Source organism: Rhodococcus sp. JVH1 (assembly GCF_000280725.2).
Taxonomy (GTDB): Bacteria; Actinomycetota; Actinomycetes; order Mycobacteriales; family Mycobacteriaceae; genus Rhodococcus_F; species Rhodococcus_F jostii_A.
In genome coordinates this window covers 534,089-557,308 of sequence record NZ_CP166290.1, presented here as the reverse complement: position 1 = coordinate 557,308, position 23,220 = coordinate 534,089, and the positions used below count along the sequence as shown (strand labels likewise).

Annotated in this window: 20 protein-coding genes and 2 pseudogenes; all 22 read left to right on the top strand. The window is 65.7% G+C overall.

Going from position 1 to position 23,220, the window contains the following annotated elements; genetic code table 11:
* Nucleotides 1-169: 169 nt before the first annotated feature.
* The gene (locus JVH1_RS40115; RefSeq protein ID WP_005573262.1) at nucleotides 170-469 is read left to right on the top strand and encodes a hypothetical protein; all 300 of its coding nucleotides are present in this window, start codon (nucleotides 170-172) and stop codon (nucleotides 467-469) included.
* Nucleotides 466-1,614 (top strand): thiolase family protein, encoded by a 1,149-nt coding sequence (locus JVH1_RS40110; RefSeq protein ID WP_009472458.1) that lies wholly within the window; start codon nucleotides 466-468, stop codon nucleotides 1,612-1,614. The genes JVH1_RS40115 and JVH1_RS40110 overlap by 4 nt, the downstream gene beginning before the upstream one ends.
* Nucleotides 1,611-2,123 (top strand): Zn-ribbon domain-containing OB-fold protein, encoded by a 513-nt coding sequence (locus JVH1_RS40105; RefSeq protein WP_009472459.1) that lies wholly within the window; start codon nucleotides 1,611-1,613, stop codon nucleotides 2,121-2,123. The genes JVH1_RS40110 and JVH1_RS40105 overlap by 4 nt, the downstream gene beginning before the upstream one ends.
* Nucleotides 2,120-3,415, top strand: a complete 1,296-nt coding sequence (locus JVH1_RS40100; RefSeq protein WP_009472460.1) for a Rieske 2Fe-2S domain-containing protein — start codon at nucleotides 2,120-2,122, stop codon at nucleotides 3,413-3,415. Before JVH1_RS40105 ends, JVH1_RS40100 begins: the two co-directional genes overlap by 4 nt.
* 2 nt (nucleotides 3,416-3,417) lie before the next feature.
* Nucleotides 3,418-3,939, top strand: coding sequence for an aromatic-ring-hydroxylating dioxygenase subunit beta (locus tag JVH1_RS40095; RefSeq protein WP_005573256.1), 522 nt, complete (start codon nucleotides 3,418-3,420; stop codon nucleotides 3,937-3,939).
* Between the two features lie 58 nt (nucleotides 3,940-3,997).
* On the top strand, nucleotides 3,998-5,539 hold the full coding sequence (locus JVH1_RS40090) for a class I adenylate-forming enzyme family protein (RefSeq protein WP_009472461.1): 1,542 nt from the start codon (nucleotides 3,998-4,000) through the stop codon (nucleotides 5,537-5,539).
* Between the two features lie 12 nt (nucleotides 5,540-5,551).
* Nucleotides 5,552-7,069 (top strand): annotated as a pseudogene (locus JVH1_RS40085) (AMP-binding protein); the annotation flags it as partial.
* A 96-nt stretch (nucleotides 7,070-7,165) separates the two neighbouring features.
* Nucleotides 7,166-7,951 carry an enoyl-CoA hydratase/isomerase family protein gene (locus JVH1_RS40080; protein ID WP_237735060.1) on the top strand — a complete coding sequence of 262 codons (786 nt, stop codon included), beginning with the start codon at nucleotides 7,166-7,168 and terminating at the stop codon, nucleotides 7,949-7,951.
* 55 nt (nucleotides 7,952-8,006) lie between these two features.
* Nucleotides 8,007-9,473: an aldehyde dehydrogenase gene (locus tag JVH1_RS40075; RefSeq protein ID WP_043777181.1), complete on the top strand. Its 1,467-nt coding sequence runs from the start codon at nucleotides 8,007-8,009 to the stop codon at nucleotides 9,471-9,473.
* A 32-nt stretch (nucleotides 9,474-9,505) separates the two neighbouring features.
* Nucleotides 9,506-10,711 (top strand): thiolase family protein, encoded by a 1,206-nt coding sequence (locus JVH1_RS40070; RefSeq protein ID WP_009472464.1) that lies wholly within the window; start codon nucleotides 9,506-9,508, stop codon nucleotides 10,709-10,711.
* Nucleotides 10,712-10,846: 135 nt separating this feature from the next.
* Entirely contained in the window at nucleotides 10,847-11,791 is a 945-nt protein-coding gene (locus JVH1_RS40065) for an alpha/beta fold hydrolase (RefSeq protein WP_009472465.1), read from the top strand.
* A 4-nt stretch (nucleotides 11,792-11,795) separates the two neighbouring features.
* Nucleotides 11,796-13,724 (top strand): 2-oxoacid:acceptor oxidoreductase subunit alpha, encoded by a 1,929-nt coding sequence (locus JVH1_RS40060; protein WP_009472466.1) that lies wholly within the window; start codon nucleotides 11,796-11,798, stop codon nucleotides 13,722-13,724.
* Nucleotides 13,725-13,760: 36 nt separating this feature from the next.
* Nucleotides 13,761-14,834 (top strand): 2-oxoacid:ferredoxin oxidoreductase subunit beta, encoded by a 1,074-nt coding sequence (locus JVH1_RS40055; RefSeq protein WP_009472467.1) that lies wholly within the window; start codon nucleotides 13,761-13,763, stop codon nucleotides 14,832-14,834.
* 63 nt (nucleotides 14,835-14,897) lie between these two features.
* Nucleotides 14,898-15,482, top strand: a complete 585-nt coding sequence (locus JVH1_RS40050; protein ID WP_043777215.1) for a flavin reductase family protein — start codon at nucleotides 14,898-14,900, stop codon at nucleotides 15,480-15,482.
* A gap of 9 nt (nucleotides 15,483-15,491) precedes the next feature.
* Nucleotides 15,492-16,667, top strand: a complete 1,176-nt coding sequence (locus JVH1_RS40045; RefSeq protein ID WP_009472469.1) for an acyl-CoA dehydrogenase family protein — start codon at nucleotides 15,492-15,494, stop codon at nucleotides 16,665-16,667.
* A 16-nt stretch (nucleotides 16,668-16,683) separates the two neighbouring features.
* The gene (locus JVH1_RS40040; protein WP_009472470.1) at nucleotides 16,684-17,601 is read left to right on the top strand and encodes an LLM class F420-dependent oxidoreductase; all 918 of its coding nucleotides are present in this window, start codon (nucleotides 16,684-16,686) and stop codon (nucleotides 17,599-17,601) included.
* 99 nt (nucleotides 17,602-17,700) lie between these two features.
* On the top strand, nucleotides 17,701-18,348 hold the full coding sequence (locus tag JVH1_RS40035) for a PaaI family thioesterase (protein ID WP_009472471.1): 648 nt from the start codon (nucleotides 17,701-17,703) through the stop codon (nucleotides 18,346-18,348).
* The gene (locus JVH1_RS40030) at nucleotides 18,345-19,274 is read left to right on the top strand and encodes an LLM class flavin-dependent oxidoreductase (RefSeq protein WP_371113131.1); all 930 of its coding nucleotides are present in this window, start codon (nucleotides 18,345-18,347) and stop codon (nucleotides 19,272-19,274) included. Before JVH1_RS40035 ends, JVH1_RS40030 begins: the two co-directional genes overlap by 4 nt.
* Nucleotides 19,274-20,362, top strand: a complete 1,089-nt coding sequence (gene fgd / locus JVH1_RS40025) for a glucose-6-phosphate dehydrogenase (coenzyme-F420) (protein ID WP_051033616.1) — start codon at nucleotides 19,274-19,276, stop codon at nucleotides 20,360-20,362. The genes JVH1_RS40030 and fgd overlap by 1 nt, the downstream gene beginning before the upstream one ends.
* Nucleotides 20,363-20,678: 316 nt before the next feature.
* The gene (locus JVH1_RS40020) at nucleotides 20,679-21,902 is read left to right on the top strand and encodes an IS110 family transposase (protein ID WP_009472472.1); all 1,224 of its coding nucleotides are present in this window, start codon (nucleotides 20,679-20,681) and stop codon (nucleotides 21,900-21,902) included.
* 17 nt (nucleotides 21,903-21,919) lie between these two features.
* The gene (locus JVH1_RS40015) at nucleotides 21,920-22,276 is read left to right on the top strand and encodes a WhiB family transcriptional regulator (protein ID WP_043777184.1); all 357 of its coding nucleotides are present in this window, start codon (nucleotides 21,920-21,922) and stop codon (nucleotides 22,274-22,276) included.
* Nucleotides 22,277-22,346: 70 nt separating this feature from the next.
* A pseudogene (locus tag JVH1_RS40010) lies at nucleotides 22,347-23,194 on the top strand (transposase); the annotation flags it as partial.
* Between the last annotated feature and the right edge of the window lie 26 nt (nucleotides 23,195-23,220).

Sequence of the window (23,220 nt, the reverse complement as noted above, 5' to 3'; positions counted from 1 at the left end):
GGAGATCCAGGATTGCGGGCTTCGGATATCGACCATTGTTTCTGACACTCACATACGATATGACTATGAGAGGTGTTCAGTCGTTTGGGCACGCCTCCCCGGACGCGAAGCACACACCGGACCGCCTGCGAAGTCCGTCGCGGGCGGGTCACGAGAAGAGCTGAGGGCAATGTCGGTACATGAGGAGACCCGCGCGATCGAGCGACGGGAGCTGGCGCAGCTGGCCAACGAGTTCGCCGTGGTCCGCGTGTCGCTGGACACGACCGGGAACGGTCCCAGATTGCTGGTCGAGGACGCCGAGACGGGAGATCATATCTTCCTCTCACCGCTCGAGCTCGCGAGCCTGTGCCTCGCGACCCCCGAGGACCGTGAGGAGTGGATGCGCGTCGGCAACTACCGCGACGAGCACCGCGACCGCTCGCTGGGGCCGGTGGGGACGGTTCGCCCCCTCACGAGGGACGTGTCGTGACGGTCGACCTGGTCGGTCTGGGCATGACCACGATGTCGCTGAAGCCCGGTGACACCCCGCTCCAACTCGCGTGCCAGGCGACCCGGGGGGCTCTGGCCGACGCCGGAATCACGCACGCCGACGTCGACGGACTTCTCGTCGGGTCCTCACAGGGTGTACGGCCTGACCGCCTCGGAGTGACGTTCGCGGCCCAGGGCGGATTCTCGGATCTTCGACTTCTCGAGCACGTCGAGATCAAGGGCGCCACCACGATCGCGATGATCCAGCGGGCAGAGGCCGCCATCGACGCCGGCGCGGCCCGGACCGTGGTCTGTGTCTTCGCCGACGCCCCGCTGGTGGAAGGCAAGGGCGCCGGGTCGACATACGCCCACAGCGGGGGAAACACCGGGACGCGGGGACTCGAACGGGCATCGGGACTGCTGGGTTCGGTACCCACCTACGCATTGCTCACCCGGAGATGGATGCACCTCACCGGAGGCACGGCCACCGACCTGTCTGCTGTCGCCACGACCACGCGGGCGTGGGCACTGGGCAATCCCGATGCGGTGGTGACGAAGCCGCTGGACGACGAGGGGTACCTGGCCAGCCCGATGATCGCCGATCCGCTGCGTCGCCTCGACTGTGCCCGGCCCGTGAACGGTGCGGTCGCCGTCGTCCTCAGTGCGGATCCGGGCATCGATAACCCCGTTCGCCTCGTCGTCCGGGGGACCGGTCGCGATCACCCGGTCCGGCGTCGTCGTGCCGGGGGAGAGTCGTGGTTCGGGGGTGGTGCGCGTGCAGTGGACGACGCGCTCGGCCAGGCGGGAATGTCCCGGACGGACCTGGACATCGCACAGCTCTACGACCCGTTCTCGGTGGTCACGCTCCTCCTCCTCGAGGAATACGGGCTCACCGGCGGAACACCGGCGGGCGAGTTCGTACGCGGCGGCGGAACGAGCCGGGGTGGCGCACTTCCCGTCAACACCGGTGGCGGCCAGCTGTCCGGCTTCTACCTTCAGGGCATGACGCCCCTCGCGGAGGCGATGATCCAACTGCGTGGCGAGGGAGGCGAGCGCCAGGTGCCCGACGCTCGCACTGCTCTCGTCGGTGGAATCGGTGGCCGGGTCGATCACCATGCCGCCATGATCCTGGAGAGAGCTGCATGACCACGACGACGGAAGACACCGACTGGCTGCTCGATCCCGGCCTCGTACCGGATGTGGCAGCCGACCCGCTCGCGCCCCTCTACGAGGCGAGCGCCCGCGGCGAACTCGCCCTGCCCTTTTGTGCCCGCTGCGGAATTCCTCTCGACCTCGAGCAGTACGTCTGTGACGGTTGCGGGTCGAGCGAGAGCGACTGGCGGGTGGTCGAACCGACCGGAGTCGTCCATTCCGCCACGACCATGCACCGCTTCGAGCCGGGACTGGTGCGGACGGCCGAGCCCTACGCGATCCTCGACGTCGAGCTGTCCGCCGGGCACCGTCTGATCATGACCACGCTTCACCCGACGGCTCGCCCGCCCCGCATCGGCGACACCGTCGACGTCGCCTTTCGGCAACTGGGCGGCGTCTGGATTCCCGCCGCGTGCACCACCGAGACACACAGCAATAGAACGAGTTCGGCTGAGCCGACCGCCCGGACCACAGCCCCAATCGAGACGGAGGCCCACTCATGACCACCATGGAATCGACACCGACCACGGTGCCCGACGACTTCGATGTCGCGCGCATCGTGCAGAACGATCGCGTGCACGGTTCGGTCTACACCTCGCCCGAGATCTTCCAGCGCGAGATGGACACCATCTTCCGGAAAGGATGGGTCTACGTAGCGCACGAGAGCGAGGTCAGCGAGCCGGGTGACTACCTCACCCGCCGTATCGGCCACGACCCGGTGGTCGTGGTCCACGGCAAGGACGGCAAGATCCGGGTCCTGCTCAACCGCTGTTCGCACCGCGCGAACAAGCTGTGCAACGCGGAGATGGGCAACGCCAACTCCTTCCGATGCCCGTACCACGGGTGGACTTTCAGCAACGACGGATCACTCACCGCGGTTCCGATGCGGAACGGATACGGCGAGGCATTCCAGAAGGTGCGCTCGGAACTGGGCATGGCCGAGGCCCCGCGCGTGGACAGTTACGGCGGCTTCCTCTTCGCGTCCCTCGCAGCGGACGGTATCTCACTGCAGGAACATCTCGGTAACGCGACGAAAGCGATCGACCGACTGCTCAACCTGTCACCGACGGGCACCATCGACCTCCGGTCGAACTGGATGAAGCATCTCCACCACGCGAACTGGAAGATGGTGGTGGAGAACAATGTCGACGGCTATCACGCGCTGTTCACCCACGCATCGGTCTACGACGCGATCCGGCCGGCCAAGGTGTCGCACATTCCGTCGAAGGTCGACGTCGTGGTCCGCGACATGGGCGGCGGGCACTCGGAGATCGACTACTCGGCGGAGTACCGCAAGCTGGACGAGGAATTCGTCTGGTACGGGCGCACACCCCGCGAGAAGCTGCCCGAGTACGTCGCGGCGCTGGAGGCGGCCCACGGTCCCGAGAAGACGCACGACTCACTCGTGGTGGGCCCACCGCACACCCTGATCTGGCCCAACCTGTTCCTCGCCGAGATGAACATCATGTACGTCGAACCGATCGGTCCCGACGAGACGGTGGCCTACACGACGGCAGCGCTGTTCCCCGGGCAGGACCGCATGAACGAGCGGATGCTGCGTCGCTCGGAGGGTGCGATGGGCCCGGCCGGATTCCTGATCGCCGACGACGGTGAGATCGGCATGCGCAATCAGGCAGGCCTCGCCGCCCGGGACCCCAAGTGGCTGAGACTGTCCCGCGGTCTGGAGACCGATGTGACAGACGAAACCGGAATCGTCAATAGCGACAAAAGCGCCGAGACCCCGCAGCGCGGTTTCTACCGCCAGTGGGCGAGCGTCGTCGGACAGGAGATCTGAGCATGACCACCGTGGAGAACTCGGCGGCCCCCGCCCTGCAGAGTGCACCCCTCCCGCTGCCCGCGCCCGACGCCGACATCGCGGCGTTCCTCAACCTCGAGGCGCGCCTCGCGGACGAGGCCCGGTACTCCGAGTGGGAACTCCTGTGGGACGACGACGCGCTCTACTGGGTCCCCATGCATCCCGACGACGACCCGAAGACCCGGTTGTCGTACATCTACGACAACCGCCGCCGCATCAAGAGCCGGGTGGCGCAGCTCAATACCGGAAACCGGCATTCGCAGACCCCGCCGTCGGTGATGCGCCGACTGCTCAGCAACTCCGAGGTGCTGGACACCGACGAGGACACCGTGACCGTCGGATCGAACTTCGCGCTCTTCGAGTACCGCTACTCCCAGCGGGTCTGGGCCGGCCGGGTGATCCACCGTGTGCGCCGCACTCCGGGCGGACTGAAGCTGGCAGGGAAGACGGTCCACCTCATCAGCGCGGGCGGCCCCGTGGACACACTCGCTTTCCTCATCTGACCGACAACGCACCCCACCATCGAAGGCGCCGCCTTCCAGAATCAATTTGCGAGGAAAAGTGCTAGTAGGCGACATCCCACGGAACAACGCACGGCGATACCCGAACAAGCCGGCCGTCGTCGAGGGCGATCGAACCCACACGTGGACGACGGTCGACGAACGGGCCCGACGGTTGGCGAACCATCTCCTCGACCAGGGTTTGGCGAAGGGTGACCGGGTCCTCGTCATCGCCCGCAACTGCATCGAATGGCCGGAGATCACCTATGCTCTCGCCAAGTCCGGACTCGTCGCGGTGCCGGTGAACATCCGCCTTGCTCCCGACGAACTCGCGCACGTCCGCGACGACTCGGGAGCTCGCGGCGCGATCGTCCACACGGACCAGGTGGAGCGGTTCGGCGCGGAACTGAACGACCTGGCTCCGGTTCTCGAGATCGGGGGCAGCGTCGCCGGCGCCGAGTACGAGACGGCCCTGCGCGGTGCCCGATCCACCGACCCGACTCCGGCGGATCTCACGCCGGACGACATCCAGTTCATTCTCTACACGAGCGGAACGACGGGCCGCTCGAAAGGGGTTGTGAACACGCACCGCGGGATGCTTGCCCAGGTCGTGGACACCACTCTCGTCACCGAAGGCGATCGTTCGGACGTCTTTCTCGCCACCACCCCCTTCTTCACCGCAGGTGGGATGGTGCGCACTCTGTCCTGGACTTACCTGGGGCAGACGATGGTGATCCACCGTCGGTTCGACCCTCAGGCCGTCATCGACGAGATCGAGCGCAGCGGAGTCACGTTCACCACCTTCATCCCGACGATGCTGCAGCGGACACTGCGGATCCTGGAGGAGGGACCCGCACGGGACATGTCCAGCCTGCGCCGAATCAGCTACGGTTCGGCGCCCGTCCCTCCGGGGTTGGCCAAGAAGGCCATGGACATGCTCGGCTGCGACATGCAGCAGCGATACGGTCTGACCGAATGCGGTGGGCAGGCGACGATCCTGACGCCCCGGGACCACCGGGACATGGTGGCGGGCAAGACCTCGATCCTCACCTCGTGTGGCCAGGAGACACCGATGTGTTCCATCCGCATCGTGGACGCCGACGGCAACGAACTCCCTGCAGGTGAAATCGGCGAGATCGTGATCGTGAGCGAAGCGAACGCGGTCGGGTACTGGAACCGCCCGGAGCAGACGGCCGAGGCATTCCGCTCCACCGGTCTCTGGTCCGGCGATCTCGGTTACCTCGATGAGGAGCGCTATCTGCACATCACCGGGCGCAAGACCGACATGATCATCTCGGGCGGATTCAACGTGTACCCGGCGGAGATCGAGCGGGTCATCGGACACCACACACAGGTCGAGATGGTGGCGGTAGTGGGAATTCCCGACCCGGAGTGGGGCGAGACACCGGTCGCGGTGATCGTCCCGCGCGGTGACGTGGACGAGGACGCCCTCACTGCCGAGCTGACGGCGCTGTGCCGGGCGGAGCTGGCCGGGTACAAGCAGCCCAGGCGCTTCGTCTACCGCGGCGACTTCCCTCTCGGCCCCGCAGGCAAGATTCTCAAGCGCGTCATCGCCGACGACCTCCGGGTCTCGGCGGAGTAGGGAGAACAGGCCATGGTCAGCGCCCAGAGCGTGGTCGACGCGAGCAGACTACAGGTGGAATCGATCTGGGAGACGCTGGCGGCGAGAGCCGCCATCACCCCGTCCGCCGAGTTCGCGGTCGACGAAACGCGGCGCTCCTTCTCCTTCGACGCATTCCGTCGGTTGGCGGAAGGAATCGCGGCGACGCTCTACACGAAGGGGATTCGAGCCGGGGACGTGGTGTCCTGGCAACTGCCGAACACGGTCGAGACCATGGCTCTGGCCATGGCCCTGTCGCGGCTCGGCGCGGTGCAGAACCCACTCGTCACGATGTTGCGTGACCCAGAGATCGGGTTCATCAGCGAGCAGCTCGGTTCGCGCCTCCTGATCGTGCCCCGGATGTTCCGCGGTTACGACTACGCGGACATGGCGGCGCGGGTCGCGGCCGGAAGTGCCCGCGGCCTCGAGATACTCGTCGTCGACGGGGACTGGGAACTCGGCGACCCGGCGGTCCTACCACCACCGGCACATCCCGCGGACGCGGACGACGTGTCGTGGATCTTCTACACCTCCGGTACCACCGCAGCTCCCAAGGGCGTCAAGCACACCGACGGCGGACTCCTCGCGGCAGCGGCGACCTTCGTCACCAACGTCCGGGCCCGTCCGGAGGATCGATGCGCTGCACTGGCACCGGTCGCCCACATCGGGGGCATCGCACACCTGCTGCACGCGGTGATCGTCGGACACGCCCTCATCGTGAGCGCGACCTTCGTCCCCGAGGAGACGACGAATCTCCTGATCGAGCAGAACGTCACCCTGGTGGGATCCGGTCTTCCGTTCACGAACGAGTACCTTCGCCTCTCCCGTGAACGGGGTGCGGTGCCGCTGTTTCCCCACGCACGGGCCACCCTTGCGGGTGGATCACCGCGACCACGTGCGCAGCACACCGCGGCGAAGACCGCACTCGGCGGGGTCGGTGTCATCTCGGGCTACGGAATGACCGAATGCCCCTACATCACCTGGGGTACTCCGGACGACACGGACGAGCAGCACGCGGTCTTCGAAGGCTTCCCCGCGGGTGGGGGTGCGGTCCGGATCGTTCGCACCGACGAAACAGATGCGGCGCCCGGTGAGATCGGGGAGATCCGGGTGCGCGGACCGCAGCTGTTCAAGGGCTACGTGGACAGCGCACTGGACGAAGGAACGCTCGACCGGAACGGATACTTCCGCACCGGCGACCTGGGCTATGTGGACGCCGACGGTTGCCTCGCGGTCACCGGCCGCATCAAGGACATCATCGTCCGCAAGATGGAGAACATCTCGGCGCGTGAAGTCGAGGAAGCCGTCATCGGCCACCCAGCTGTCGCGGACGTCGCGGTGATCGGGATACCGGACCCGAACAGCGGCGAGCGAGTGTGCGCCGTTGTGGTGCCGGCGAATCCCGGCCGACCGCCGGCCCTGGAGGATCTGCGGGACTTCCTTCACGAGGTCGGTCTGAACATCCGTAAGTTCCCGGAGCAGGTCGAGGTGCTCGACGTGCTGCCGCGCAACGCGATGGGAAAGATCGTCAAACCGGAACTACGGAAGCGGTTCGCCTCCGAAGACAGTTCGCAACCGAGGCCTTCGGAACATACACGAGTGGAGCCGATCGTGACCGAAACCGTGTTCGACACCATCGAATTCGAGATCGCGGACCATATTGCCATTATCACCCTGAACCGCCCGGACCAACTGAACTGCTTCAACGAGGCCATGACCCGGGAAATGGCCGCTGTGTGGGCACGGGTGCGGGACGACGACGACATCCATGTCGCGGTGGTCCGCGCCAAGGGGGAGCGGGCCTTCTGCACCGGAGTCGATGTCAGTGCACCGCCCTGGTGGACCCACCTGAACCAGTGGAACCAGGAAGACCCCGGAGTGCTGCTGGGCCCCCGGCAGCACAAGGTGTGGAAGCCGGTCGTCTGCGCGGTGAACGGCATGGCTGCCGGCGGCGCGATGTACTTCGTCAACGAGTCCGACATCGTGATCTGTTCGGAGGACGCGACCTTCTTCGACCCACATGCAAACGGTGGCAGGGTCTCCGCCCTCGAGCCGATCGGCATGCTGGCGCGCGGAATCCCCTTCGGGGAGGTTATGCGGTGGGCGCTGCTCGGCAGCGACGAACGCATCACGGCGCACACCGCTCTGCGGGCCGGAATCGTGACCGAGGTGACCGAACCCGGGCAGTTGTGGGATCGCGCCCACGAACTCGCAACCGAGATCGCAGGGCGGCGCCCCGAGGCAATCCAGGGCACGGTTCGTGCCATCTGGGAATCCCTCGACATGATGCCGTCGATGGCACTGCGCAACGGGCTGTCCTATACCCAGATCGGAAACAACGGCAGGGACGACGTCGACTCCCGCACCAACAAGCGCAAGCCGCGATTCCGCTGAACCTGCCCCACCGAACAAGGAGTGTGCTGTGAGCAGCAGCGTCGTTACAGAACAAGTGATCCGGTTACCGCTGCTGATCGGCGGCGCCGAGGTGGAAGCCGAGTCGGGCAGAACGTACGACAGCCTCGACCCGTTCACCGGAAGGCCCTGGGCCACGGTGCCCGACGGTGGAGTGTCGGACGTCGACCGTGCGGTTCGTGCCGCGAGGGAGGCACTGAACGGTCCGTGGGGCCGGATGACCGCGACGGCCCGCGGCAAGCTCATCTGGAAGCTCGGCGACGTCATCGCCCGGGAGGCTGACAACCTCGCCGAGCTCGAGGTTCGCGACGGTGGAAAGCTGTTGCGGGAGATGGCCGGACAGATGAAGGGCCTGCCCGAGTACTACTACTATTACGCGGGCATGGCAGACAAGCTCGAGGGCGGTGTCATTCCGACGGACAAGCCCAACTACCTCGTGTACACGAAGCACGAACCGGTCGGCGTCGTCGGTGCGATCACGCCGTGGAACTCGCCCCTGCTGCTGCTCACCTGGAAGCTCGCCGCGGGACTGGCAGCGGGATGCACGTTCGTCGTCAAGCCGAGTGACCACACACCCGCGTCGACGCTCGCCTTCGCGCGGCTTTTCGAGGAAGCGGGCTTCCCACCCGGGGTCATCAACGTGGTCACCGGATGGGGTCCCGAGACCGGCGCCGCTCTCGCGTCACATCCCGGCGTCGACAAGGTGGCCTTCACCGGTTCCACCGGTACGGGCATCAAAGTCGGTCAGGCCGCTCTGGAGAACATGACCCGGTTCACGCTCGAGCTCGGCGGCAAGTCGGCTCAGGTGGTGTTCCCCGACGCCGACCTCGATGCCGCTGCCAATGGCGTGATTTCGGGGATCTTCGCTGCGACGGGACAGACCTGCCTCGCCGGGTCGCGTCTGCTCGTACACGAGAGTGTCGCCGAGGAACTGGTGTCGAAGATCGTGGCCCGGGCATCGACCATCGTCCTCGGGGACCCGCGGGATCCGGCTACCGAGATGGGGCCGGTCTCCAACGAGCCGCAGTTCCGGAAAGTGCTGTCGCACTTCGAGTCGGCGCGCGAGCAGGGAGCGACCATCGCCTACGGTGCAGAAGCAGTGGAGGAACTCGGCGGCTACTTCGTCAAGCCCACCGTCCTGACCGATGTCACACCGGACATGCGCGCCGTGGCCGAGGAAGTGTTCGGACCCGTCCTGGTCGTCTCCACGTTCACCGACGAGGACGAGGCAGTCGCGGCTGCGAACGGCAATGAGTTCGGTCTCGCGGGTTCGGTGTGGACCAAGGACGTTCACCGGGCGCATCGGGTGGCAGGCAAGCTGCGTGCCGGCACGATCTGGATCAACGCGTATCGTGCCGTAGCCCCGAGCGTGCCCTTCGGCGGCATGGGGGCCAGCGGCATCGGCCGCGAGAACGGTATCGACGCCGTCAAGGACTTCACCGAAACCAAGGCGGTGTGGGTCGAGCTGACCGGCGACACCCGTGACCCCTTCACGCTCGGCTGACCCCGCGCATCCCACTATCGAAGGACTGGACAGTGTCAGAATCAGGAAAGATCGAAGCCGTCATCGTTGCCGGTGCCCGTACACCCATCGGTACGGCATTCAAGGGCACCCTGCGCGACACCACCGCCATGGAACTCGCCCGCGTCGTACTCGAAGAAGTGCAGAAGCGCTCCGGGCTCGACGTGTCGCAGATCGACGACGTCATCCTCGCCGAGTCCAACTACGGCGGCGGCGACATCGCCCGGCACGCGGCGGTGGTCGCCGGGATGCTCCAGGTGCCCGGACAGGCCGTCAACCGGCACTGCGCAGGCAGCCTCACCGCGATCGGTCACGCCGCCGCTTCCGTGATCGCGGGAGCGGAACGCGCGGTGATCGCCGGCGGCACCCAGTCGACCTCCACCGGCCCGCTGCAGAAGTTCCGCACTCCCGGGACCGTCGACGAGTTCACCGGCAAGTGGATGCCGCCGACACACCCGGACTCCGCCGAGGCACCCAACATGGACATGTCGATCACGGTGGGATGGAACACGGCACGCGAGGTCGGTATCACCCGCGAGGAAATGGATGCCTGGGCACTCAGGTCCCACGAAAGGGCGCTCGCCGCAATCGATTCCGGTGCCTTCGCGGACGAGATCGTCCCAGTGCAGGCGCTCCAGCCGGATGGTTCGGTGGTGGAATTCTCCACCGATGAACATCCGCGCCGCGGTTCGACCGCGGAGAAGCTGGCGAGCCTGAAGGTCCTTCATCCCGAGATCGAGGACTTCTCCATCACCGCGGGTAACGCCAGCGGCATCAATGATGCTGCCGCTGCGGTGGCGATCGTGGGCAGCGACCTCGTGGCCGAGGCCGGACTCACACCCCTCGCCACCGTGAAGTCCTGGGCGGCGACGGCAGTCGACCCGGCGCGCACCGGACTTGCGGTGCTGGACGTGATCCCCAAGGTGCTGGACCGGGCCGGAATCTCGATCGCCGACGTGGCCCTGTGGGAGATCAACGAGGCCTTCGCGTCGGTTCCCGTTGCGGCGTGCAAGAAACTCGGGATCGACGAATCGATAGTGAACACTGCCGGAAGCGGATGCAGCCTGGGTCACCCGGTGGCCGCCTCGGGCGCGCGGATGGTCGTCACGCTGATGAACGAGCTGCGTCGGCGGGGTGGCGGTTACGGCGTCGCGGCGATGTGTGCGGGTGGCGGTCAGGCCGGCGCAGTCGTGATCGAAGTTCCGGTCCCGAAAGACTAGAAATGAACACAACTGTCAGATAAAGTAAGGGAACGGCAGCCCGGGCGGGTGGGTACCCAGAGTCCTCGCCCGGGCCGCCGAGACAAACTCCCGGTGTGGCCCCACGCGGTGCAGCCCACGAGAAAGGCGGTTCGGATGGAGCTCGACGTAGAGCCTTCGGATGTTCCGGAAACGCTGAGTATCGAGGGGGCGGGGCTTCGACTCTCGGCAGACCGGTGGAAAAGGTTCGGTGCCAGCGGCAAATACGCTGGCGTCGTCCTACTGTTGCACGGCGGCGGCCAGACGAGGCACTCGTGGCGTCGAACCGGTGAACGCCTGGCGGCGGCCGGCTGGATCGCGTACGCCGTCGACCTCCGCGGCCACGGCGACAGCGAGTGGGACGAATCCGGAAACTACGGCATGTCGATCATGACCGAAGACGTCCGTCTAATTGTCCAACATGTCAGAAATGAACACGGTGACCTTCCGGTGGCTCTGGTGGGCGCCTCTCTCGGCGGCAAGGTGTCGTTGATCGCGATCGGTGAGGATTCCGAGCTCGCACAGGCTCTGGTGCTCGTCGACATCGCAGTACGTGTCGAGGTGGCGGGCGGACAGCGGGTCCGGCAGTTCATGAGGAGCGCACCCGACGGCTTCGGCTCCCTCGAGGAAGCCTCCGCGGCGGTCTCCGCGTACAACCCGCGCCGCCGGCCCTCCGGCAACCTCGAAGGCCTGAAGAAGAACCTCCGGCTGCGCGACGGTCGCTGGCACTGGCACTGGGATCCCCGCGTCATGTTCAACGACGATGCGGGCTCCCACCCCGATACGCCGGTCAGCGCAGTCATCTACGAACGTTCGCGCCGGGCGGCACGCAACATCACCTGTCCCGTCCTGCTGGTGCGCGGCAAGGAGTCCGACGTCGTATCCGACGAGGGCGTCGCGGAGATGCGCGAACTGATCCCGCACGCCCAAGTCGTCGACGTCAGGGACGCCGGCCACATGGTGGCCGGCGACGACAACGACATCTTCACCGCGAGCTTGCTCGGGTACCTCGACCAGTCGATACGGGCTCTGGCCTCGGAATCGGCGAAGGGAAATCGGTAGTCAGATGGAATCCACGACGCAATCGGCGACCGGACCGGTCACCAAACTCGAACAGGTCGTCATCCGGATCGCCGGCGACTCCGGCGACGGCATGCAACTGGCGGGCGACCAGTTCACAGCAGAGGCAGCCGCTTTCGGGAACGATCTCGCCACGCAGCCGAACTTTCCGGCCGAGATCAGGGCGCCACAGGGAACCCTTCCCGGCGTCTCGAGCTTTCAGATCCAGATCGCCGAGTACGACATCCTCACGGCGGGTGACCGCCCGGATGTCCTCGTCGCGATGAACCCGGCCGCGCTGAAGGCGAACATCGGTGACCTGCCTCGCGGTGGCACGCTGATCGTCAACAGCGACGAGTTCACCAAGCGGAACCTGTCGAAGGTCGGGTACGACGGCGACCCCCTCGAGACCGCCGAGTTCGAGGACTACCAGATCCACGAGATCGCCATGGCCACCCTCACATTGGGTGCGGTGGAATCGGTCGGGCTGGGCAAGAAGGACGCCGAGCGGTCGAAGAACATGTTCGCACTCGGAGTTCTGTCCTGGATGTACGGACGGCCCCTCGCCGCCATCGAGGAGTTTTTGGGCAGCAAGTTCGCCAAGAAACCGGACATCGCGAAGGCCAACGTCCTGGCCCTGCGGGCCGGGTGGAACTACGGCGAGACCACCGAATCGTTCGCCACGAGCTTCGAGGTGGCGCCTGCGACGCTGCCCGCCGGAACCTATCGGCAGGTCACGGGCAACACCGCCCTGGCCTACGGGTTGCTGGCAGCAGGCCGGACGTCCGGAATGGACGTCTTCCTCGGTACGTACCCGATCACGCCGGCCTCGGACATTCTGCACGAGCTCAGCAAGCACAAGCACTTCGGCGTCGTCACATTCCAGGCCGAGGACGAGATCTCCGGCATCGGCGCGGCGCTCGGTGCGTCCTACGGCGGTGCCCTGGGCGTGACGAGCACGTCGGGTCCCGGACTCGCCCTCAAGTCCGAGGCGATCGGGCTGGCCGTCATGACGGAACTGCCGTTGGTCATCGTCGACGTGCAACGAGGTGGACCCTCGACCGGGCTGCCGACGAAAACCGAACAGTCCGACCTGCTGCAGGCCCTGTACGGCCGCAATGGGGAATCCCCGGTCGCGGTGATCGCGCCGCAGTCGCCCGCAGACTGCTTCGATGCCGCCCTCGAGGCCGCGCGGATCGCCGTCACCTACCGCACCCCCGTTCTCGTACTGTCCGACGGTGCCATCGCGAACGGCTCGGAACCGTGGAGTATCCCGGACGTCGGTGCGCTACCTCCGATCGATCCGGCGTTCGCCGTCACCGGGCACGGTGGTGGCGCCGACGGCGGCTACCTGCCCTACGCTCGTGACCCGCAGACGCTCGCCCGCGACTGGGCTGTTCCCGGTAGCGCCGGTCTCGAGCACCGGATCGGCGGACTCGAGAAGGAAAACGGCAGCGGCGACATCTCGTACACCGACGTCAACCACGAACTGATGACCCGGATTCGGGCGGCGAAGATCGCCGGCATCGAGGTTCCCGATCTGATCGTGGACGATCCCGACGGTGACGCCGACGTGCTGGTCATCGGCTGGGGCTCGTCCTACGGCCCTATCGGTGAAGCAGTCCGGCGAATGCGCCGTGGGGGCAACAAGATCGCTCGTGCGCACCTGCGGCACCTGAATCCGATGCCGGCGAACCTCGCCGAGGTGTTGACCGGGTACCGGCGTGTTCTGGCCCCCGAGATGAACCTCGGCCAGTTGTCGATGTTGCTGCGCGCCCGGTTCGACGCCGACATCCAGCCCGTCACCAAGGTGTCGGGGATGGCGTTCCGGGCGGACGAGCTGCACGAAGCGTTCCTCCAGGAATTCGGCGGCACCCTCGCCGCCTCCGAATCGGCCAAGACCCCGGCCGCCCGCGCGGCCGTGGTCACGCGCTAGCTCTGCGACCCACAGTTCTTCGATTGGAGCTCTCCCATGACCAGTGTCATCCCGTCCGATCTTCGTGGATTCGAACTGGGGCTCAGTGCCCTCGACACCGTCCCGAAGTCGGAGGTGCCGATGAAGGCGAAGGACTTCGCGTCCACCCAGGAGGTGCGCTGGTGCCCCGGTTGTGGCGACTACGTGATCCTGGCAACCGTCAAGAGCATGCTGCCGCAATTGGGGCTCAAGCGGGAGAACATCGCGTTCATCTCGGGCATCGGCTGCTCCTCCCGCTTCCCGTACTACCTGGAGACCTACGGGGTGCACTCCATCCACGGCCGGGCACCGACCCTCGCGACCGGCCTGTCGGTCACCCGTCCCGACCTGTCGATCTGGGTGGTCACCGGTGACGGCGACGCGATGTCGATCGGCGGCAACCATCTGATCCACGCCCTTCGCCGCAACGTGAACATGCGAGTCCTCATGTTCAACAACAGGATCTACGGCCTCACCAAGGGGCAGTACTCACCGACCTCGGAAGTCGGCAAGGTCACCAAGTCCACACCGATGGGATCGGTCGACGCGCCGTTCAACACCATGTCCCTCACCGTCGGCGCCGAAGCCACCTTCGTCGCCCGGGCCCTCGATTCAGACCGTGCGGGCCTCACCGAGGTGCTGATGGCCGCCGCCCGCCACCGCGGGACGGCGTTCGTCGAGATCCTGCAGGACTGCCCCATCTTCAACGACGGATCGTTCGACGCCCTCCGCAAGGAAGAAGCGGCAAGGCGGCTGATCCCGCTGCGCCACGGTGAGCCGATCACGTTCGGCGACGACGGCGAACTGTGCGTCGTACGAAGAGGTTTCGGATTGCAGGTGACGAATACCGGTGATGTCGCACCACACGACATCGTGATCCACGACGCCCACACCGACGACCCCGAGTACGCCTACGCGCTCTCGCGTCTGTCGGATCAGAGTCTGAAGTACACCGTCACCGGCATCATCCGTTCGGTGACACGCCCCACCTACGACGACGCAGTCCGGAACCAGGTGACGGCGGCGAAATCCACCGGGGGTGCCGACCTGCAGGCCACCCTCAACGGCCACAACACGTGGACCATCGACTGAGCTCAGGCTCCATTGCTGGTTCGGCGATCACCGACCAACACCCCCGAGATGAAGGAACACACCATGACCGTCGATACCGATGCCGCCAACAAGGTGCTAGCCGGGCTGCGACCCTTTCCCGTCGCCATCACCACCATCGACGGTGGGTTCGGCAACGGCCTCATGTCGCTGTCCGCGGGCTCCGCAAGCATCATTCCCGAGGCGCCCCGCGCCACCATCAGCCTGACCAAGTACAACAAGACCCACGACATGGTGGCCAACTCCGGCATCTTCGTCATGCACATGCTCAGCGCCGAGGACGATCAGCTGGAGAAGTCCCTCGAAATCCTGATGACGCTCGGTGGCAGTTCGGGCCGGGACGGGGACAAGCTCTCGAAGCTGCGCACCAAGACCGGAGTCACCGGGGCCCCGATCCTGCTCGACGCGCACAGCTACGTCGAGGCCCGCATCGTCGGCACGCTCGACGTCCAGGAGAGCTCGATCTTCGTCGGTGACGTCGTCGCAGCCGAAATCTTGAATCCCGGCCAGCGCTTGAAGATCAACGAGGCCTGGGGCAAGCTTCCCGAGGAGTGGATCGCCCAGTACGACGCGAACCACGAGCCGCAGCTCGCCAACGCCCGGGCGCGACGCTTCGGCCAGAAGGTCTAGGAACGGCCGATGACCACTGTCGAACAGTCCTCCGTCACCGGTGCCTGGGAACTGCCCGAAGAGTTCCGCATGCTGCGGGACACCGTGCGCAGATTCATGGAGTCGGAGGTGCATCCCCTCGAAGCGACCCTGCCGCACGACGCGGCGGGGCTGCCCCGCGAACAACTGATTCCGTTGCAGGAGAAGGCGCGGTCGCTCGGGTTGTGGGCTATGCAGACGCCGGAGGAGTTCGGTGGTGCCGGCCTCAGCGTCCTGGGGCAGGTCGTCGTGGCCGAGGAGGCCGCGAAATGCCGTATGGGTGCGTTCTTCCCGGCGTTGGGTGCGTTCGGTGGCAATCCGCCGAACGTGATGTATAAGGCGACGGAAGAGCAATTCAGCAGGTACGCACAACCGATCATCGACGGCACGGCAACCAAGGCCTATACGTCGATCAGTGAGGCGTCCGGGGGGTCGGATCCCGCACGGGCGATCAAGCTCAAGGCAGTCCGCAACGGCGACCACTACGTGCTGAACGGGAGCAAGATGTGGACCAGTCACGCCGAGAAGGCGGACTGGGGCGTCGTCTACGCCCGGACCGGGGAAGGCCGGAGCGGCATTTCCTGTTTCATCGTGGAGAAGGACACTCCGGGGATGTCGTTTCACCGTATCGGGGTGATGGCGTCGTTCGCGCCGTACGAGCTGCATTTCGACGACGTGCGCATCCCCGTCGAAAACCTGATCGGTGAGGAGGGCAGAGGGTTCGCCCTCGCCTCCGACTTTCTGGTGCACGGCCGGATCATCTACGCCGCCGGACCCATCGGCATCGCGCAGACGGCCCTCGACATGGCGTGCCGGTGGGCGAAGGACCGGCAGGTGTTCGGCGGCACACTCGCCGACAAGCAGGGTATCCAGTGGATGCTCGTCGACTGCGAAGTCGAGCTGCGGGCCGCCCGACTCCTGATGTACCAGGCGGCGTGGAATGCTGATCTCGGCAAAGACGTGCGCACCGACGCCTCCGTGTCCAAGATGTACGGCACCGAGGTGGCGTACAAGGTGATCGACCGGTGCATCCAGATCCACGGCGCTCTCGGGCTCTCCGACGAACTGCCACTCGAACGGTGGTTTCGCGACCTTCGCGTGAAGCGGCTGGGCGAGGGCGCCACCGAGGTCCAACGGGTGGTCATAGCCCGTGAACTGCTGAATTGAAGGGGAACCCAGGGACATGGATCTGAAATTCAATCTGATGTTCCCGATGCGTGCGGTGAAGCACTACCCGCAGTGGATCGGCGACAGCAGTCTCGGGCAGGTGGCCAAGCTCGTCGAGGATGCGGGGTTCGACGGCTTCGCGATGAGTGAGCACCCGTACCCGGACAAGAAGTGGCTGGCCAACGGGGGTCACCACGCCTTCGACCCGTTCGTCGCATTGAGTATGGCCGCGGAGGCAACGACACGGATCCGACTCATCACCTACGTGATGGTGGCCGCGTATCGCAGCCCCTACCTCGGGGCCAAATCGGCAGCGAGCCTCGACCTACTGTCGGGTGGACGGCTCACCCTCGGCATGGCCGCGGGCTATCTCGAGACCGAGTTCAACGCGCTCGGAGCAGATTTCGCCCGGCGCGGGAAGTTGCTCGACGAGGCGATCGCCGCGATGCGCTCCACCTGGGTGGGCGAAGATCACGACGGTCCGGAGTTCGGATGCAGCAACCACCTCTCGCTCCCGCTGCCGGCGCAGCCGGGGGGACCACCGATCTGGATCGGGGGCAACAGCACGGCAGCCCGACGTCGCGTCGTCGAATCGGCGGACGGATGGATGCCGATGGCGCAGTCCGCGCAAATGGCGGAAATCACGAGAACTCCGCCGCTCGAAGACATCGGCAGCCTCCGCGAGATGATCTCCGCGCAAAACAAGAAGCGGGCCGAAGCCGGTAAATCGTCCATCGACGTCTCGTTCGTGCCCTTCGAGAAGGAACTGCAGCAGTCCGGCGATTCGACCGCATTCTGTGACGCCCTCGCACCGCGGCTGAGTGCCTACGCGGACGCCGGCGTCACCTGGATCACGATCGAGCCATCCAGCCGGAGCTTCGACGACTTCGAGCGCGATATCGCGATGATGAGCGAACGGCTGATCAGCCGATAGACCGGCTGTTCCGGCACGAGAATCGAGCGGACCCGCGCGTTCCGGTGGAGCGCGCGGGTGTCCGCTTCCCACGATCAGGAGCGAGACGAAGGAGCCACAGTGCCCAAATCGACTGTGCCGAGCGAACAATACGTGACGACGTCCCCCTATCATCCGGGCGAGTGGGCGCGAGACGTGGCGGAGGAAATGCCGGGGAGCCGCGAGTTCGGTGAGCTCGTCGAGACGTTCCGTGAACTGCAATCCGCACTGTGTGCAGCAGCGCCTTCGGTCGAACTCATGGCGCAGTTGAACCGGGAGTTCCGCGATGCGACGGAGCGGCTGACCGAGTTCCGGGTGCCCGAACTCGAACGCTACCCGCGCCGGCCCGATCTGACCGGCCGGGGACATCCGGTGCTGATCCCGTACACGGTCCAGGAACTTCGCGACCGGGACATGGTCGCGGTCGTCGAGTTCACCGACGCCCAGTTGGGCGGAAACGGTGCCGTCCACGGCGGCACCATCCCGCTACTGTTCGACGATCTGCTCGGGATCTTCGTGAGTATCAAGGGACAGCCGGGATCGCGGACGGCGTTCCTGAAGGTGAACTATCGGAAGATCACTCCCATCCACAGGAAGTTGCGAGTCGAAGCATCCATCGACCGGATCGACGGTCGCAAGACGTGGATCACGGGGCGCCTCCTCGACGGCGACGGACTGCTGGCCGACGCCGAAGCGTTGTTCCTGCGACTGCTACCCGGGCAGCCGTGACGGCCGACGTACGCCACCGGATGGGTGACCTGCAGTTCGGCGTCTACGTTCCCCAGTTCAAGATGGATGTGACCTCCGTACTCGCGACCGCGACGGTGGTGGAAGAGTGCGGGTTCGATTCCTTCTGGCTGATGGACCACCTCTACGCGCCGGGCGCTCTTCCGTGCGACATGCTCGAAAGCTGGACTCTGCTGACGGCAGTCGCGGCTGTGACGTCGCGGATACGACTCGGCCACCTCGTCGGATGCAATCCGTTCCGGCATCCCGCGCTGCTCGCGAAAATGGCGGCCACCTTGGACCAGATCAGTGGGGGGCGGCTCGATCTGGGACTGGGCTGGGGCTCAGTCGAGTCTGAATTGACCGCGTTCGGATTTCCCCTCGGATCCAAACGCGAGCGCTCGGAAGCGTTGGGGGAGACTCTCGAGATCCTGGAACTGATGTTCACCGGTGAGCCCTTCGACTACGAGGGTCGGCAGTTCCAGCTGCACAGCGCGTTCGGACTTCCACGTCCCGTGCACGGCCGGATCCCCATTCACATCGGTGGTGGTGGCCCGACGCTGACCATGCCGCTGGTCGCCCGGTACGCCGATTGGTGGAACTGCGTCGGGGGAGCGCGGAACAGACTCGAGGAACTGTCCGAGCTGAAAGGTCGAGCTCGCATCTCCGCCCAGTACGCCGTCGGAATGGCAGCGGACGAATCGGACGTCGAACACGTGGCAGCACTGACTGCGCGGCGGATGCCGGTACCTGCGTGGGGAGCCGCCCTCGTCGGCACTACCGCGCAGCTGGTCGAGCAGTTTCAGCGGGAACACGAACGCGGAGTGGAACTATTCGTACTCCGGTTCCACGACTTCGCCGCCGCAGATACCCTCAGACGTTTCGCGGGTGAGGTTCTGGAACCGCTCAAAGCATGGGTAGAGGCGTGATGATGAAGTTGGGTTACAAGGCGTCGGCGGAGCAGTTCGGTCCGCGGGAGTTGGTGGAGCTGGGTGTTCTGGCGGAGGCACACGGGATGGATTCGGCGACGGTGTCGGATCATTTCCAGCCGTGGCGGCACGAGGGCGGTCACGCGCCGTTCTCGTTGGCGTGGATGACGGCGGTCGGGGAGCGCACGTCACGGTTGCAGCTGGGGACGTCGGTGATGACGCCGACGTTCCGGTACAACCCGGCGGTGGTGGCGCAGGCGTTCGCGACGATGGGGTGTCTGTACCCGGGACGGATCATGCTCGGCGTGGGTACCGGTGAGGCCCTCAACGAGATCGCGACAGGTTTCGCGGGTCAGTGGCCGGAGTTCAAGGAGCGGTTCGCGCGGCTGCGGGAGGCGGTCCGGTTGATGCGTGAGCTGTGGCTCGGTGATCGGGTCGATTTCGAGGGGGAGTACTTCACCACGAGGGGGGCGTCGATCTACGACGTGCCCGAGGGTGGGATTCCGGTGTACATCGCCGCCGGTGGTCCGGTGGTGGCCCGGTACGCCGGTCGGAGCGGTGACGGGTTCATCTGCACGTCCGGGAAGGGCATGGAGCTGTACACGGAGAAGTTGATGCCTGCGGTCGCCGAGGGGGCGGAGAAGGCCGACCGTGATGTGGCGGAGATCGACAAGATGATCGAGATCAAGATTTCGTATGACACGGATCCGGAGTTGGCGTTGGAGAACACGCGGTTCTGGGCGCCGTTGTCGTTGACGCCGGAGCAGAAGCATTCGATCGACGATCCGATCGAGATGGAGAAGGCAGCGGATGCGTTGCCGATCGAGCAGGTGGCGAAGCGGTGGATCGTGGCGTCGGATCCGGATGAGGCGGTGGCGCAGATCCGCCCGTATCTCGATGCCGGGTTGAACCACCTCGTGTTCCATGCTCCCGGGCACGATCAGAAGCGGTTCCTGGAACTCTTCGAGCGGGATCTGGCCCCCCGCCTCCGTGAAGTTTCTTCTCCGTCGAGACCGGATGCAACCTCGAACGCTTCGTACACTACGGGCCGGTCAGTTCCCGGCATCCGAGCAGTCACGAAGGAATAGGGATGCCTGCAAAGCTACTGACACTACCTCATGGGTGAGTCGGACCTGATCCGACACGGAGAAGCGGCTGGCGGGTGGTCACTGAGATATTACCGATCCGGGCGCAGTCTGAGACGGTGAGCTGCTGGAAGGTGATCACTGCCGATGATGTCACCGGACTGTGTGAGAGGTCTGAATATAGACGGTGGCCCTGCCAGTCGTCCCGAGGTTCGTGATCGGCTTGTGAGATGCCGCGCCGTGAGCGCTGTCCATGAGGTCGCCGCACCGGCCTCGAGCTCACCGGAATGGGTTCGCTGTCAGCAAGGGAAGGATCGGTATGCGGATCACCTGCGGTATTGATTGGGCCGAAATCCACCACGACATTGCGCTCGCCGACGAAACGGGACACATCGTCGCCCGCGCACGGATCGACACCGGCGCGGCCGGTTTCAACGACCTCCTCAGACTGATCGCGGAAAGCGGTGGCACCCCGGAAGACACGCCGATCGCCATCGAAACCGACAAGAACCTGATCGTCGTCGCCCTCGCCGAGGCCGGGTTCACCGTCTACCCAATCAACCCGCGGGCGGTGGCACGTTATCGCGAACGGCATGCCCAGGCCGGTGGCAAATCAGACCCCGGGGATGCCGCGATACTGGCGAACATCTTGCGCACCGATCCCGACGTGCACCGCGTGCTGCCGGCAATCAGCGAGCACGGGCGAGCGGTCAAAGCACTCGCTCGCCAACACCAGGAGGCGATCTGGGCGCTGCACCGGACCATCAGCCGCCTCCGATCGGTGCTGCTCGAATTCTATCCGCAAGCACTGCAAGCATTTCCGAATCTCAAACTCCGATCCGCGCTGACCGTCTTGACCGCGGTGCCCACTCCCGCTACGGGACAAAAACTCACCAGCCGCCGGCTGGTGACGTTGCTGCACCGCTGTGGCCGCCGCAACGACCCCGGCCTGGTGGAGCAGATCCTCGCCGATCTGAAGACCCCGGCGCTGCGGCAGCCACCGCAGGTCGAGGCGGCCCTCGGTCACGCGGTGACCGGGCTGCTGGGCATCATTGCCGCGATGCACGAGGCGGTCGATGCGCTGGAGGCCGAACTCGGGCGCTGTTTCGACTCACACCCGCAGGCACAGCTCCTGCGCTCGGTCCCCGGCCTCGGGCCGATTCTCGCCGCCCGAGTCCTCGCCGAAATCGGCGACGATGGAGAACGTTTCCCGACACCCGCAGCTCTCCGTGCGTTCGCGGGCACAGCACCGATCACCAGGGCGTCGGGACGCTCGCACTACGTGAAAGCTCGCAAGGTCCGAAACAAGCGACTCGGCGACGCGTGCCATTGGTGGGCGTTCGCGACGCTCACCAAATCACCCGGCGCCCGCGCGCACTACGACAAGCGACGAGCGGTCGGCGACCACCACAACGCGGCGTTGCGTAACCTCGCCAACAAGCTCCTCGGGCGGCTGTGGTGGTGCCTGCAACACGACGAACCCTGGGACGAGCACGCCGCCTGGCCCGACCTCGATACGGAAGCGCAACCGGCGGCCGCTTGACAGCTGACCCGCGTGGGATGTCTATACCGATCTCCGAGGTGTGGGACTGGCAGTTGTCCGCTGCATGTCGTGGAACCGACACGACAATCTTCTACCATCCGGACCACGAACGCGGCGAGGCGCGGGCGGAACGGATACGTGCCGCCAAACTGGTCTGCGATCGCTGTCCAGTGCGAGCGGCGTGCTTGAACCACGCGTTGGAAACGGCCGAACCCCACGGCACTTGGGGTGGTTTCACGGAGGAAGAACGCAAGGAATGGCGACTCCAGAAACGGTTCCGAAGGCAGCTCGCCCGATGGCCGACGCATCAACGTCCGGTTGCGTCCATGACGATGGTGTACGAGCCGGATCAGAACGTCACCGGCGTGTCGTAGCCGGAAAGCAGGCGGTCATCGCGTGATTCTTCGAGAGAGCTACCAACTCGACTCGACGAAAGAGCACGCGATGACCACTGCCCACGATATCGACCTGCACGAGTTCCTGACCGATCGCCTCACCGACGCCAGCCCCGATCTGCTGCGGAGTTTGCTGTCCACGTTCATCGACGCCCTGATGGGCGCCGAGGCCGACAGTCTGTGCGGCGCCGGTTTCGGTGAACGATCCGAGACCCGCGTCAACAGCCGCAACGGGGTACCGACACCGTGACTTCGACACCTGCGCCGGCACTCTCGACGTCGCCATCCCTAAGCTGCGTCAGGGTTCGTATTTCCCGGACTGGTTACTGCAGCGCCGCAAGCGCGCTGAACGTGCCCTGACCTCGGTGGTGGCCACCTGCTACCTGCTCGGCGTCTCGACCCGCCGGATGGAAAAACTCGTCGATTCCCTCGGCATTACGAGCCTGTCGAAGTCGCAGGTGTCCGTCATGGCCAAGGACCTCGACACCCAGGTCGAGGCGTTCCGCAGCCGACCCTTGGATGCCGGGCCGTACACGTTCGTCGCCGCCGACGCCCTGGTGCTCAAGGTCCGGGAGAACGGGCGGGTGGTGAACGTGCACGCGCTGGTCGCGGTCGGGGTGAACGCCGAGGGTTACCGGGAGATCCTGGGGATCGATGTGACCTCCGCCGAGGATGGTGCCGGCTGGCTGGCGTTCCTCCGGTCGCTGGTTGCTGCACTCGGTCTACGACCAACCGGACGCCGATTCCGTTCATGCTCAATACGACCGAGTGATCGACGCCCTGACGGAGAAATTGCCGAAGGTCGCTGACCACCTCGACGCTGCCCGATCGGATCTGTTGGCGTTCACCGCATTTCCCAAGCAGATCTGGAAACAGATCTGGAGTAACAATCCGCGATCGGTTAACCGGCTCTCGGGCGACAC